The 13853-nt window shown below is 50.3% G+C and carries 14 protein-coding genes; 10 read left to right on the top strand and 4 right to left on the bottom strand.

What is annotated here, in order from left to right; translation table 11 throughout:
* Positions 1-76 precede the first annotated feature (76 nt).
* Genes accC through GX441_10305 form a run of 4 tightly spaced genes read right to left on the bottom strand, consistent with a single transcriptional unit; the run spans position 77 to position 3564 of the window.
* Positions 77-1441: an acetyl-CoA carboxylase biotin carboxylase subunit gene (accC, locus tag GX441_10320; protein NLI99037.1), complete on the bottom strand. Its 1365-nt coding sequence runs from the start codon at positions 1439-1441 to the stop codon at positions 77-79.
* Position 1442: 1 nt separating this feature from the next.
* Positions 1443-1925 (bottom strand): acetyl-CoA carboxylase biotin carboxyl carrier protein, encoded by a 483-nt coding sequence (gene accB, locus GX441_10315; protein ID NLI99036.1) that lies wholly within the window; start codon positions 1923-1925, stop codon positions 1443-1445.
* A 9-nt stretch (positions 1926-1934) separates the two neighbouring features.
* On the bottom strand, positions 1935-3014 hold the full coding sequence (locus tag GX441_10310; GenBank protein ID NLI99035.1) for an aminopeptidase P family protein: 1080 nt from the start codon (positions 3012-3014) through the stop codon (positions 1935-1937).
* A complete protein-coding gene (locus GX441_10305) occupies positions 2995-3564 on the bottom strand; it encodes a hypothetical protein (GenBank protein NLI99034.1) in 570 nt (189 codons plus the stop codon). The genes GX441_10310 and GX441_10305 overlap by 20 nt, the downstream gene beginning before the upstream one ends.
* Before the next feature lie 113 nt (positions 3565-3677).
* Here GX441_10305 and GX441_10300 point away from each other — a divergent pair, with 113 nt between their 5' ends.
* The 10 genes from GX441_10300 to GX441_10255 all read left to right on the top strand — a co-directional run bounded on the left by GX441_10300 (position 3678) and on the right by GX441_10255 (position 13676).
* Positions 3678-4196 carry a GNAT family N-acetyltransferase gene (locus GX441_10300; protein NLI99033.1) on the top strand — a complete coding sequence of 173 codons (519 nt, stop codon included), beginning with the start codon at positions 3678-3680 and terminating at the stop codon, positions 4194-4196.
* Between the two features lie 200 nt (positions 4197-4396).
* Positions 4397-5671 carry an MFS transporter gene (locus tag GX441_10295; protein NLI99032.1) on the top strand — a complete coding sequence of 425 codons (1275 nt, stop codon included), beginning with the start codon at positions 4397-4399 and terminating at the stop codon, positions 5669-5671.
* Positions 5672-5788: 117 nt separating this feature from the next.
* Positions 5789-6961, top strand: a complete 1173-nt coding sequence (locus tag GX441_10290; GenBank protein ID NLI99031.1) for a hypothetical protein — start codon at positions 5789-5791, stop codon at positions 6959-6961.
* A gap of 91 nt (positions 6962-7052) precedes the next feature.
* Positions 7053-8135, top strand: coding sequence for an alpha/beta hydrolase (locus tag GX441_10285; GenBank protein NLI99030.1), 1083 nt, complete (start codon positions 7053-7055; stop codon positions 8133-8135).
* Position 8136: 1 nt separating this feature from the next.
* Positions 8137-9216, top strand: a complete 1080-nt coding sequence (locus tag GX441_10280) for a radical SAM protein (protein ID NLI99029.1) — start codon at positions 8137-8139, stop codon at positions 9214-9216.
* 131 nt (positions 9217-9347) lie between these two features.
* On the top strand, positions 9348-9815 hold the full coding sequence (locus GX441_10275) for a hypothetical protein (protein ID NLI99028.1): 468 nt from the start codon (positions 9348-9350) through the stop codon (positions 9813-9815).
* A gap of 44 nt (positions 9816-9859) precedes the next feature.
* Complete coding sequence (locus GX441_10270; GenBank protein NLI99027.1) at positions 9860-10231, top strand: hypothetical protein; 372 nt, start codon at positions 9860-9862, stop codon at positions 10229-10231.
* A gap of 475 nt (positions 10232-10706) precedes the next feature.
* Positions 10707-11486 carry a hypothetical protein gene (locus GX441_10265; GenBank protein ID NLI99026.1) on the top strand — a complete coding sequence of 260 codons (780 nt, stop codon included), beginning with the start codon at positions 10707-10709 and terminating at the stop codon, positions 11484-11486.
* Positions 11487-11673: 187 nt separating this feature from the next.
* A complete protein-coding gene (locus GX441_10260) occupies positions 11674-12117 on the top strand; it encodes a DUF3795 domain-containing protein (protein NLI99025.1) in 444 nt (147 codons plus the stop codon).
* A gap of 95 nt (positions 12118-12212) precedes the next feature.
* Entirely contained in the window at positions 12213-13676 is a 1464-nt protein-coding gene (locus tag GX441_10255; protein NLI99024.1) for a hypothetical protein, read from the top strand.
* Positions 13677-13853 lie beyond the last annotated feature (177 nt).

Raw genomic sequence — 13853 nt, 5'->3', positions numbered from 1 at the left:
AAAAAGGGTTGTCAAGGGGCTTGCCCTTTATTCTCCAGATGTTGAAGAACAGGATATCCTGATATGGTATGACGTATTACTTATCTTCGGAAACCTTCAGCCGTTCCGCCATCTCGGGGATGAAGCTCGTATGCAAGTTGCCCTTCTGGAACTCCGTATCGTCCAGAACCTTCAGGTGGAAGGGGATGGTCGTCTTGACGCCTTCGATGTAGAACTCCTCGAGCGCCCGGCGCATGCGTACGATTGCCTCGGCCCTCGTTTCTCCCCATGCTATCACCTTGGCGATGAGAGAATCGTAGTTAGGCGGAATCTTGTAGTCGGCAAAGATGTGGGTGTCAACCCTGACGCCAGGACCGCCAGGAAGGTGCAGGAACGTTATCTTGCCCGGAGTGGGCATGAAGTCCCGGTCAGGATCCTCCGCGTTTATGCGGCACTCGATTGCGTGACCGTAAGGTTTTAAGACATCCTTCGTTACGGAAAGCTTTTCTCCTGCAGCAACCCGTATCTGTTCCTTTAGGAGGTCGTATCCAGAGATCATCTCGGTAACCGGATGCTCGACCTGAATCCTCGTATTCATCTCCATGAAGTAGAAGTTTCCTGACGCATCCAGAAGGAACTCTATTGTCCCTGCGCTCTGATACCCTATGGTCTTTGCAGCCGCAACAGCCGATTCGCCCATCCTTTTTCGGAGCGCCTCGTTTACGGCAGGCGATGGCGACTCCTCAATAAGCTTCTGGTGGCGGCGCTGGATGGAGCATTCGCGCTCGGCCAGATGAACGATGTTAGCAAAAGAATCCGCAATAATCTGAATCTCAACGTGCCGAGGCTTCTCGATATATTTTTCAAGATAGAGCCTGTCGTCCCCGAAGGCGGCTTTGGCTTCGGCTTTTGCCATCTTGTAGCCGGCTTCAAGCTCCTTCTCGTCCCTCGCGAGTCTCATACCCTTTCCCCCTCCTCCTGCGGCGGCCTTTAAGAGCACCGGATATCCATACTCCGACGCAAGTTTCTTAGCCTCAGCGACGGATTTTACGTCCTTTTCCGAACCCGGTATGACCGGAATTCTTGCGGCGCGCATCGTCTGCTTGGCAAGACTTTTATCGCCCATCTTTGTAATATTGTCGGGAGTCGGTCCTATGAATGTAAGCCCTGACTCCGAAACAGCCTGGGCAAAGCGCGCATTTTCTGCAAGAAAACCGTATCCTGGATGAACCGCCTCGCAGCCGGAAACTTCAGCAGCGCTTATGAGATTGGTGACTTTAAGGTAGCTTTCGGACGCAAGAGGTGGTCCTATGCATACGGCTTCGTCGGCAAGACGGGCATGCAGGGCTTCAGAATCGGCCTGGGAGTAGACGGCAACCGTTCCAATGCCGAGCTCCTTGCACGCGCGTATGATTCGGACGGCTATTTCTCCGCGGTTTGCGATAAGAACCTTTGTAAACATATTACATCGGTTCTATAAGGAAGAGTTCCTGACCGTACTCTACTGGCGTTTCGTTCGCCACAAGTATCTCGACAACCTTGCCCGATACATCCGACTGTATCTCGTTCATGAGCTTCATGGCTTCCACTATGCAGACAACGGTTCCGGGCTTGACCATTTCTCCGACCTCGGTATAGGGAGGAGCGTCAGGAGCTGGCGCGCGGTAGAATGTGCCGACCATCGGCGAGGTTATGGCAATCAGATTGGCCGCTCTTTTCGGCGCCTCAACAGACTCTTGCTTTTCTGTCATCTTTGTATCAACCGGATGCGTCGTTTGTGTCTCGCGAGAAGTTAAAGCGGGCGAAACTGGTATTTGCTCAACTCTTACCTGGCCAGCGAATTTGCTCAGGCGAATTTTTTTCCGCCAGCCGTATTGAATCTCAACCTCGGCGAGATCCGACTCGCCAAGCAGTTTCATCAATCTCTCTATATCCGAAAGCTTCAATTATGCCTCCTATAGCTCCAGCAGCTTCCCGCGAGGGGAATGCGAGAGAAGCTTAACGCCGTTTCTCAAAACAAGTACAAGATCCTCAATCCTTACGCCGCCCCAGTCGGGGATGTATATGCCCGGTTCCACGGTAACAACCGCGCCTTCCGGAACCTTGTCTTTCGCGAGCGAGGAAAGAGCTATGCCGTCATGGGTCTGAAGCCCTACTCCATGCCCAAGGCTGTGCCCGAAATACTCGCCGTAGCCTGCAGCCTTAATAACGTCTCTTGCGAGGGCGTCCGCCTTTCTTGCCTCGATTCCCGCATGGATGCCTTCAAGAGCCTTTCTTTGAGCGTCGAGAACGATTTTGTAAATCTCCTTGTGCTTTTCACCCGCCCTTCCTATGACCACCGTTCTCGTAAGATCCGCGGAATATCCATTCCAGCGCGCGCCTATATCGAATGTCAGAAAATCTCCCTTGCGGAGCCTGCGGTTTGTTGGATGCGCATGAGGCATGGCGCTGTTGGGCCCTGATGCAACTATCGAGTCGAATGCCGGAGGAGAGGCTGTATACCGCATGAATCTGAAAGCTATCTCTGCGGAAAGATCCTGTTCAGTGACGCCAGGCTTCACGAGCCGGAATACCTCCTTGAGGGTTTTATCCGTTATTGCAGCGGCTTTTGCAATGTGCTCGACCTCCTCCTGGTCTTTGACCTTGCGCATATCCTCGACTAGATTCTTCGTAGGGACCCATTTGAAGTTTCCCTGCTTCTTCAGGCTCTTTTTAAGCTCCTCAAGAAAAGAAACGGTTACCTTATCGGCTTCAAATCCAATCATCCTTAGCTTTCCTAGTCCGGGTACCGAGCCTAATGCATCAAAAAAACCCTTTGTGATGATGTGGATGCGGGCTCTTTTAGTAACCTCACGCTTTACTTGTTCCTGGTATCTGAAATCGGTAAAAAAATGAACGTTTTCTGCGATGAAAACGTATCCATTAGAGCCGGAATAACCTGTAAGATATCTGACATTGGTCAAATTCGTCACGAGAAGAGAGTCAAGGCCTTCCTTCTTCATTTTAAGCTTAAGCTTACGAAGTCTTTGTTCCATTGATTCGAGCCTCCAGCTCATTTATTTTTGCGCCGATTTCCTTATCCTCAGTATTCAGCCGCAATATTTCCCTATAGATTCGGAGCGCTTCCGACAAGTATCCCTGGCTTTCGTAAAGCTCTGCTACGCTGCGCGTTGTAAAGGGGGATATTTGTTTTGTCTCTTCTGAAAGCGCCTTTTGTGCAAGAGGGTCGCCCGGATCGAGGGCGGCCAATTTTTTTGCCGTCATCCCGCGCCCTGCAGCCTCGCGTTTCATCTCAAGCTCAAGAAGCATCCTCAGCGCGTCAATGTTTGCAGGATCGACCGATAAGGCTCCCCTCAGGGATTCCTCCGCTTTGAAAGGCTGATTCTGTCTCAAAAGATACTGCGCGCGCAGAACCAGCGCAGGCAGATAATGGGGGTGCTCCTTGAGCCCCTTTTCAATGAGACCCAGAGCGTAGTCTACCTGTCCCGCTTCCGCATATGCTTCTGCAAGGCGTGCAAACGCTTTTGATGACGGATGAAGAGCAATATAATCGTTCAGCAACTTTATCCTTTCAGCCGGGTTCATCGTTAGGGAGTTTAGCCAGCATACTAGGGTTGTCAACACCCGGAAGCGCGATCTTATAAAAAACATTTGGCTCCATGTTCTTGATTTCTTCCGCTCGACGTTTAGAATTAACCATGAAAGAATCAATACTCAAGGCAGAACGGATATCCCTGAGAGGGGTTACTTTAGATGACACCTCGGATGTATTCCGATGGAAATCGGAGCCTTATTTCAAAAGCATGGCGCTGGATGAAGATAGCAATATCACCCTCGAAGATGAAAAGGAAAGCATAAGAAAGTCGATAGAGTCGCAATCGGAGTTGTATTTCATGATAGCGCTTAATAATTCAGAAAGACCGATAGGATACATTAGGATAAACTGGATGGACTCCAGCAAGCGATTTGCATGGCTACGGTTCGGGCTTGGCGAGGAGCGCGGCAGGGGTTACGCCTATGAGGCGCTCTCTCTTCTTGTTAGCAAACTTTTTTCCCGCAGCTGCCACAGGATAGAGGCCGAGGTTTACGATTTCAATGCGAGGAGCCTGGCGCTCTTGGAAAGACTCGGGTTCAAGAGAGAAGGTGTAAAAAGAGAAGCCCACCACGATTCAGGCGGCTACCATGACGTTGTTGTTATGGGACTTTTGAACGGTTAGATGATGATAATTCGTGTTCCTGCAAATACCGCGGCTTAGTATCTTGCAGCACGATTGAGTTGACACCGTTCGACTGGAGATTATAATTGCATCTCAAATGACATCATTATCCGGGGTGCCGGTAATCATTATTTATACGCATCTCGAAGAATTCCAGTCGACAAAGGGAGTTTCCGGAATTGCTTGATATATCCAGATTCATCAACAACCGAAGGCGGAATCTCGCTCATACGTTGAGGGCTCTCAAACATTACAATTACAGACTGTTTTTTTTAGGTCAGGGCGTCTCCTTAATCGGAACCTGGATGCAGCAGGTGGCGATGGCATGGCTTGTATACAAGCTTACGGGTTCGGCGACCCTTTTGGGCCTGGTCGGCTTTGTGAGCCAGATACCCAATCTTTTGATAATGCCTTTTGCAGGCGTCCTTGTTGATAGATTCGACCGCCGAAGAATCATTCTCGCGACGCAGACGCTTTCGATGCTTCAGGCCGCGCTGCTTTCGGTTCTCGTCTTTACCAACACCATCCAGATATGGCATATATTCGGCCTCGGTCTCTTCTTAGGGCTCGTAAACGCTGTAGACATGCCGGCAAGGCAGGCGTTCATCGTGAAGATGGTCTCAAAGAAGGAAGACCTTGGCTCGGCCATAGCCCTTAACTCAGCCATGTTCAACGGCGCTCGCCTTATCGGACCTACAATAGCGGGTATAATCATAGCGGCGGCAGGCGAGCGGGCGTGTTTTGTCGTTAACGCGGTTTCTTACCTTGCCGTTATCGCTTCTCTTTTTGCGATGAAGATTTCTTATGAGCGGCCAGAGCGCAGGGAAAAAAGCGTCTTCAAAGATCTTCTTGAAGGAACACGATACACCGTAAAGTCTGCCCCAATACGCTCGCTCTTAATTCTTGTTTCCTTTCTGAGCCTAATAGCCATGCCGTATATTACTGTGATGCCGGTTGTCGCAAAGGTCGTGCTATTCGGAGACTCGAGCACTTACGGTTTCCTTATGGGCGCTGTTGGAGTAGGCGCTCTGTGCGGTGCAATGTTTCTCGGTTCACGAAAGTCTTTCACGGTTCTTTGGAGATTCATACCGATTGCCGGAACTCTTTTCGGCGCAGGACTCATTCTGGTATCTTTCTCGAGAACATTCTGGCTGACGATGGCCCTTGCCTCTATAACCGGTTTCGGAATGATGGTCACTCTTGCATCATCCAACACGCTTATCCAGAACATCGTTCACGACGATAAGCGGGGCAGAGTTATGGCCTTCTACTCTGCAGCAATGATGGGCACCTTGCCTTTCGGAAATCTTATCATGGGAAAGGTTGTAGACGCGATAGGCGCTCCATACACGCTTTTGATAGGAGGATGTCTTGCCGTGCTTGCCGCAGGCCTGTTCTCGACCCGGATTTCCAATCTCAAGCGTATCTCTTCGGAACAGATTACAGCTGATGCAAAAGAAGCCCTGTCAAAGTGACGATTGGTTTTACGGGCTTAGTCATGCAACTTTTTGAATTATGGCACGTCTTTGCAGACTGTGTAAAACCATAGAAAAGGAAAGTCAGTCTTGATAAAAAAGTTTTTGCTCGCTTTTATGCTTCTCTTATCGGCAGCTTTCGGAGGGACCGGGGATAGTATTTTTTTTGAAGCCGCTAAGGAATTGGATTTTCTTGCCCTTGACTCGTTGCGTTCCAACCCTGAGGAGACTGAATTTATAAGCGGACTCCGACTTGTGTCGATGGGGCAGCTTTCATCAGCGGTGTCTGTCTTCAGAGAGCTTTATCATGCTGCAAACGATTCTACAATGAAAGAAAACTCGCAAAAAATCCTCGGCAGTCTATATCTGTTTTACTCCGAGTGGGATTCGCTTTCCATATTGGGAATTCCCGATGACGATGAGAACGCGATTTCCCTAATCAATTCGTTCAGACTGTTGCCTCCCGAACGCTACATCTTTCCCAAGGACTCGATAATAATCCCGATGAGGCTTAGCATTTCCGGCGCCCCGATAATAGAGGTCGAAATAAACGGTAACAAACGCAGATTCTGGCTCGATACAGGAGCAGGTCTCAGCGTACTATCCTCTGATGCGGCAATGGATTGCGGCGTGGTTGCCCTATCGTCCGCAGAAGCGCAGGCTCTTACATCTACCTCAAAGAAGGTCGGCATTCAGCCTGTTTCCATAAGAAAACTCAAAATCGGCGAGCTCGAGATAGAGAACCATCCGGCAATGATCATAGATTCTAAAAATCTTGAGTTCAGGATGCTCGGATTGACCTTTATTAAAATTGACGGAATTATTGGCTGGAATGCAATCCAGAATCTGGATATCAAGATAGATTACCTGAGAAAACATATAACAATAAAGAAACCCGTGATTGTCCCTAACGCTTCTCCATCCCTGTTCTGGCTTGACTATCCAATCGTTACCGCTGCTATGTCAGGAGAGACCCTCTATTTCTTTCTTGATACTGGTGCATCAAGAACAGGCGTATATGACAATCTATTTACGAAAATCTCCTTTGAGAATGCTCGCAAGACCGCGCAAATAGTCGGCGGTGCAGGAGGAATGGAGCGGTTTGAAGCGGTAAAAGTGCCCGCGTTGGATATTTCCGTCAACGGCAGAAATGTCGCGCTAAAGAACGTTACATCCTATCCCCACCATGACGCCGGTTTCATCAAGCTGGACGGCGTCCTGGGCGCGGATGCGTTCAAGGGAAAGCGAGTGCATATCGATATCACTAATGGTGCATTCGAGATTTACTGAATGGCTTCGTTGACACCATCTGCATTTCATATAGCATTATCGACCTCAGTTGGTCGAGGTGAATTAGCCGGATTATGCGAAAGGAGAAGGATTGAACCTTATTAAAGTCGCACTTGCAGGATTCGCATTAATCTTCGCGGTTTCTTGCGCGTATACGCCTGCAATAAAGGGTCCGGGAGGCGAGCTTCTTGAAAGAAGTATAACATCTCTGGATAGAGTAAGACTCGGCGGGGTGGACCAGTGGATACTCATCCGGGGAGAGGATATCACAAAACCTCTTCTCCTATTCCTTCACGGCGGGCCGGGTTCTGCCGAGATGCCTTTGATAACACGCTTCAATCCTGCGCTCGAAAAACACTTCGTGGTAATAATGTGGGATCAGCGCGGCGCGGGCAAATCCTACTCATCCAAAATCCCGAAAGAGAGCATGAACATCGAGCAGTTCATCTCCGATTGCCGCGAACTCACCTCGCTCCTCAAGGAAAGGTTCGGCCGGGAGAAGATATACCTCCTTGGTCACTCATGGGGATCCGTTCTCGGCATGTATGCAATCTCGCGCTATCCTGAGGATTATTATGCCTACGTCGGTATAGGCCAGTTCGTCCGGGGCGACTCGAACGAACATGCATCCTGGAGATTCTGTCATGACGAGGCGATTCGCAGGGGGGACAAGAAAGCTGTGAAGGAACTCGAATCCGTCGGCCCGCCGGAAGCAGGAATATACAAGACCGATATCGTAAACGGCAAGCCCGCATTCAAGGGAATCCAGACAGAGCGCAAGTGGTTAACGAAGTACGGAGCCTGGTGGTTCGGAAAAACCGATTATTCCATGATCGTCAAGGTTCTCCTTACAACCAAGGAGTACACCTTCGGCGAATCCTTAAACTACCTCAGGGGAAGCGTCTTTTCGATGAAGAACATGTGGCAGGAACTCCTCGAGGTAAAACTCGATTCCGAGATCACGAGCGTCAAAGTTCCCGTCTACTTCTGCGTGGGACGCCACGACTACAACACTCCCGGTTCCGTCTCTTACCCTTATTTCGAGAAGCTCGAGGCGCCGCAAAAGGAATACGTCTGGTTCGAGCGCTCCGCACACTCGCCCTGCTTCGAGGAGCCGGAGGCGTTCACGAATTTCATGATTGCAAAGGTTCTTCCAGAGACGTATCCAAAGTAGCATGCAGGAATCTTACGCCGCTCTATTCGACTCGCAGATAAAGGCGCTCTTCAAGGACGCCCTGAAGATCAATCTCCGCGATCCGGGAAAGACGCTCTTCTTCTGGCGTACGCTCAACAACCAGCGAAAGGCGGTCAAGACCCGCGAGGCTATGGCCGAGCAGGATATCCACGTGCCCCCTCTCATGATAATCTCCGTTACCAACCAGTGCAACCTGAACTGCGCCGGCTGCTACGCGAGGGCTCTTCGCAAATCTGTCGAGGCCGAAATGAGCAATGAACTTCTCCGCCGCATCGTGCACGAGGCGGCCGAGCTGGGCGTCTCCATCGTTATGCTTGCCGGCGGCGAGCCGCTCCTTCGCCCGGATATCCTCGACATCGCACGCGACCATCCCCAGGTCATATTCCCCGTATTCACGAACGGCCTCCTCCTCGACGACCAGATGCTTGAGCGAATCCGCACCCTTCGAAATGTTATCCCCGTCATAAGCTTGGAGGGACACGAGGAGGCGACAGACGAACGCCGGGGCCAGGGTATATTCGAGTACGTCGAGGATCTCATCGAGCGCATCAATGCAAAGGATATATTCACGGGTATCTCATTCACCGTAACCAGATTCAACCTGCCGATAGTCACCGACCGCCATTTCATCTCTTCCCTTATCTCGCGCGGCTCAAAGCTTTTCTTCTTCGTCGAGTACGTGCCGGTCAAGGCTGGAACCGAAGACTGGATACTCACACAGGATCAGCGTTCTCTTCTGCTCACCTACCTCGACAGCCTTCGCTCTGCCCTTCCCGGACTCTTCATCTGCTTTCCCGGCGACGAGGAACAGTTCGGCGGGTGTCTCTCCTCGGGACGAGGGTTCGTGCACGTAAGCGCGGAGGGGAAGCTCGAGCCTTGCCCGTTCGCACCCTACTCCGACACCTCCCTCGCGAACATCCCCCTCAGGGAAGCCCTCAAGTCCGAGTTCCTGGCAAAGATCCGCGCCAATCACAATGAACTCAAGGAAACCTCGGGCGGATGCGCGCTCTGGGCGAAGCGCGAGTGGGTGGCGTCATTGATCCCTACCAGGGAAAACTAGTCGCAGACATGGCGCTGGTGACGTTCCAGCCGCATGGAATTCCAGGCATTCTGATTCGAGATTGCGAACATCTCGATTGACAACCCCCCAGTTTGCATTAACATACAATCTATAAGAATGGAGGTCAAGTTATGAAAAGAGCGCTCTTGTCATTTCTAGGTTTATTCTTTATTACAACCTGTGCTTCCGATGTACCCAATCTGACCAGGCAGGATGAAAAGGATATTATCAAACGTACACTTGAAATGGGTTTGAGCGAAGGGCATATCCCGGACTTCAACATGCTTAGTGATACCATAAACATAATCCTGACCGCAGACGAGATTGACCCGCTCCTTATTCCTAAGGAAGTCGGGGACAAAAAAATTCTTCTTTACACCAGAGATGAGCTTCAGAAAAAAGCGGACAAGGAAGGCGACTTCATGGCTGTTTTCCTTTCTCTTCCGGTTTTTCAGGATACCGTGGTCCTCATCGACATAGGGGACTACTGGATAAAAAGTGAGAATTTCGATAAGACATACCTCAGCGGGGGGGATTCGGGATCAAGTTCAGTAAAGTGGACGAGAAGTGGATTGGGGAAGTGTATGTGGAATGGATAAGCTAATTCCACTAAAGGTATGGAATAATTAGCAAAGGAGTGCGTATGTCACCAAAACCCAAATCCCTGACCCCTTGGCGGGACAAGGTCGAAAAGCCCGCCGAGCCGAAAGTCGTGGACGTTCCGGCGGACGTCAAACCGCCGTTCAAGCCGGGCAAGATGATCATCGCCACGCCCCGGATAATCGAGGATATCGTAAGAAAAATCCCCAAGGGTAAGCTTGCCACCGTCTCCCAGATAATGCAGAAGCTCTGTCAGGACTTCGGCACCGACTCCGCCTGTCCCATAACGACGGGCATCTTCCTCAACATAGTCGCGAAGGCGGCGGAAGAGGACAGGGCGCGTTCTTTTACCCCACTCGAACACTACGCGTTCGACCGGGGACCCCTCAACCATAATCTAAGGCGTCCGCTTTAATACAAATAGTCGGAAATTCTCCGATCTTTTCCCTTTAGGGAAAAGGAGGATTGAAAATACCCCGGCGGCATCCAGGCGCAGGCGGAGAAGCTCGAGAACGAAGGCCACGAGATAGAGTACCGCAAAAGCTCGGCCAGGGTGCGCAATATGGAAGAAAAGCTCGTAAAGGTCTGACCCACTCGCCACCCTCCTCCTCCCGTCGAGGTAGGGGTAAGAATTACCACCTCGAGATCGATTGGGCGCGTTCTGCACACTAGGACGCTGTCGTCGAGGGATGTGTGATTATTCACTCCTCCACGGGTTCCAGGAATCACGACTGAGGCAATGAATTGCTAGCAGACTTGCGAGAACCTCAAAAAAACTTCAATCGACGTCTCCAATGGAATAAAATATACTATCGGCGGTAACTATTCATTGTAACAAATCTTGACAAGAATTGAAGTTTGATTACTATTGACCAAACGGAGGAGCAACCATGGAGAATACACCCTGGGTAAGAGGGTGTTTGTACGGGCCTGAACCGAGTCCTCAGCTGGGTGAAACTTTATGGATAAACCCCCTGCCCGGTAATTACAAGCTCTGCTCTTTCAACTGCCTGTACTGCAGATTCGGAGAATCCGACAAGATTGCGGCCGACATATCTCCTTTTTTAAAAGATCTGCCTTCAATTGAAAAGATAATCGGCGGTTTGAAAGAAAGGATGGAGTTCGGTGTCGAATTCGACACCGTAGTTCTTTCAGGAAACGGCGAACCTACACTGAGGCCGGATTTCGCTGAACTTGCTAGCAAGCTAAATTCTTTTCTGCGTTCTGCATATCCCGGAAAGACCTTTGCCCTGCTTTCGAACGGCTCGGGCCTTGTACGAGAGGATGTTTTTGAAGCGGTTAGCGTCTTTGACCTTCCCATTTTCAAGTTCGATGCCGGGAAACCCTCAACCTTCCATCGTATAAACAGACCTTCCCTTGATATCGTTTACGAAGATATCTTCGAGCAGCTCCGCAAGATAGGACCACGGGTCAACCTGCAATCGGTCTTCGTCGGAGGATTGCGCGGAAACATGAACGACGGCGACGTGACAATGTGGACGCAGGCGGTTGCCGATATCAAGCCCAAATCCGTAGAGATATACTCAATCAAGCGCTCTATCCCTGAAAACGCCGTAGAGGTTGTTCCGTTTCACGAGCTCGATGATTTCGCCTTTAACGCAGAAAAGAAAACAGGGGTTCCAATTACAGCCTTCGGGAACTGGGAGTGAAACTCAGCCCATAAGGTTCACTTCAGCAAACCTTATGGGAACCTGTTAAGCATCTGCCTTAATGGTGAATCGATTTTTCCTAATCTCAACGATTGCATTGAAGCTTGCTAAGCCCTTTTTGAGTATGTGCAAGCCTTGACAACTGAATCCTATGGTGTATTCTGACATAACAAGGAGGAGGATTGCAGTGAATTACGACAAAGAAAAAGAGATTTACCTTTCATGCTGCGGTTCTTACTGTCATACATGCGACTGGTTTACCGGTTGCATACGCTTGACAGGAGCCCGCATGCGCAGGATGATGAAGGAGTATTCTAACTTCCCCAGGCTTTTCGGCGAGGAGGGGGAGATAATCGCCAAATCAATGAAGCAATTATCGACGACATCGATATGTTCGGGCTGTCAGCAGGAGGGCGGACTGACCGACCGATGCAAGATTCGCTCCTGCTGTCATTCCAAAGGGCTTTTACACTGCTCGGAATGTCCTGCCTTTCCCTGTAAGTTGCTTGCAGACAACCCTGGTGTACAGAAATTCAAAACGCTTGAGAACTTTGCAGAGATAACACGTATGGGCTGGCAGATATGGGTCGAAGAACAATGGAAGAAGCAGATAGAACGGAATACTTATTAAAGGTATCATTTAAACTATTTAAATTCTTCCAAGCTAACCAGGCTTGCCTCATTCCCAATCCTGCGTAAAATTCCAAAAAGCCTAAAGGAGGAATCATGTCAAAATCAAGATTTGTTAGAGCGCTCGCGGCTCTCGCGCTTTTACCGGTGCTTGCGCTTGCGAACGAGAAGTTTACTATAATCCACCTCAACGACACACACGGTCAGATAGAGCCGATCAAGGTGCGCTCAGGCGAAACTTATGGAGGATTAGCTAGAATCGCATACCTCGTCGACTCGCTTCGTAAATCGGCCGAGGAGTCCGGTTCAACCCTTTACTTCCTTCATGCGGGCGACGCCACGCAGGGGACCCCCCTCTCCAACATCTCGGGCGGCAGGCTTGATACGGAGCTTTTCAACGAGATGGGGCTTACGGCTATGTGTCTCGGCAATCACGAGTTTGACTTCGGCACAGGCAATCTCGACTCCGCAATGGCGGTTGCAAAGTTCCCGATGCTTTCTGCAAATATCGTTGATGCGTCGGGTAAGAGACCGTACCAGGCATTTGTCGAAAAAAAGGTTGGCCGCCAGCGCGTTTTAATCGTCGGTATGACCACCGAGTACGCGGGCGTCTCCACAAACCCGGATAACGTGCGCGGACTTTCCTTTCTCCCAGCCGACTCGGTACTCGCCTTCCTCCTCGATTCTCTAAAATATGGAGATAAAGACCTTATCATCGCCGTCTCGCACCGGGGCTGGGAGGCGGATTCAGCGCTTGCCCTCACCGAGCCTCGCGTTGACGTGATAGTCGGCGGGCACACGCACGCCATTCTCGAGGAACCTACAAAAATAGGCAATGCCTTAATCGTGCAGATCGGCGCTAAGGGGATTATTTTAGGTAAGTTAGATTTCGACGTCAAGAAAGGCAAGGTTGTCGGCTACTCAGGCGATCTGCTGGAGGTCTCCGATTCAACACCTTCAGACCCCAAAATGACTGCAGAGATTGCGGCGGCCTCTGCCGAACTCGAGAGAAAGATAGGTGGCAGAATCGGTTCAACAGAAGTTGCATTAGTGCGTGGCATAGGAATCGACAGCTCTGACGTTCGTTCGTTTGGGGACCTTCTTGCCGAGCTCATGCGCAATGAAACAAACTCCGATGTAGCCTTTACTAACCAGGGCGGAGTTCGGGCGGATATTCTTCCAGGCGACGTATCCATGAAGGATGTGCTTGCAGCTATTCCGTTCCAGAACACAATAGTTACGATGGAGCTTACCGGTTCAGAACTGCAAGTTGTTCTTGATAATAATGTTACGATTGGGCCTAACGCAGGCGGCAGCCTGCATCTGGCAGGAATCACCTACACACCCAAGGACGGCAAGGCCGCGGACGTCAAGGTCAACGGCGTAACACTCGACCCAATAAAGACTTACCGTATCGCAACCAACAGCTTCCTTGCCGCGGGCGGCGACGGCTACGAGATGCTGAAATCCGCTCGGAATATCTACGACACGGGCACCCTCGATAACGTTATTTTTACCAACTACTTAAAGAAGGTCGGGACTATAAAAAATACTCCGTAAAAATCGCTTTTCGATTTTTGCGGGGCGCCCGAATAGAGTCCTGTTTCAAGAATCGCGTTCAGGTTTTATGGTCAAAAATGGGACAAATCGTGGTCAAAAGCTGGTCAAAACATGGTCAAGACCACCCCAAAATAATGCTCAACGCATTATTTTGGGGACCCTCCCTCGTTAAGTTTT

The organism is bacterium, from assembly GCA_012517375.1.
Classification (GTDB): Bacteria; Hydrothermota; Tepidihabitantia; order B3-TA06; family B3-TA06; genus JAAYVC01.
This window is presented reverse-complemented; position numbering and strand designations above follow the sequence as displayed.

Coding starts and splice junctions, on each gene's coding strand:
- GX441_10270 (NLI99027.1), top strand. CDS start 9,860: ATGTCACCAAAACCCAAATCCCTGACCCCTTGGCGGGACAAGGTCGAA.
- GX441_10275 (NLI99028.1), top strand. CDS start 9,348: ATGAAAAGAGCGCTCTTGTCATTTCTAGGTTTATTCTTTATTACAACC.
- accC (NLI99037.1), bottom strand. CDS start 1,441: ATGTTTACAAAGGTTCTTATCGCAAACCGCGGAGAAATAGCCGTCCGA.
- GX441_10280 (NLI99029.1), top strand. CDS start 8,137: ATGCAGGAATCTTACGCCGCTCTATTCGACTCGCAGATAAAGGCGCTC.
- GX441_10300 (NLI99033.1), top strand. CDS start 3,678: ATGAAAGAATCAATACTCAAGGCAGAACGGATATCCCTGAGAGGGGTT.
- GX441_10265 (NLI99026.1), top strand. CDS start 10,707: ATGGAGAATACACCCTGGGTAAGAGGGTGTTTGTACGGGCCTGAACCG.
- GX441_10255 (NLI99024.1), top strand. CDS start 12,213: ATGTCAAAATCAAGATTTGTTAGAGCGCTCGCGGCTCTCGCGCTTTTA.
- GX441_10290 (NLI99031.1), top strand. CDS start 5,789: ATGCTTCTCTTATCGGCAGCTTTCGGAGGGACCGGGGATAGTATTTTT.
- GX441_10310 (NLI99035.1), bottom strand. CDS start 3,014: ATGGAACAAAGACTTCGTAAGCTTAAGCTTAAAATGAAGAAGGAAGGC.
- GX441_10305 (NLI99034.1), bottom strand. CDS start 3,564: ATGAACCCGGCTGAAAGGATAAAGTTGCTGAACGATTATATTGCTCTT.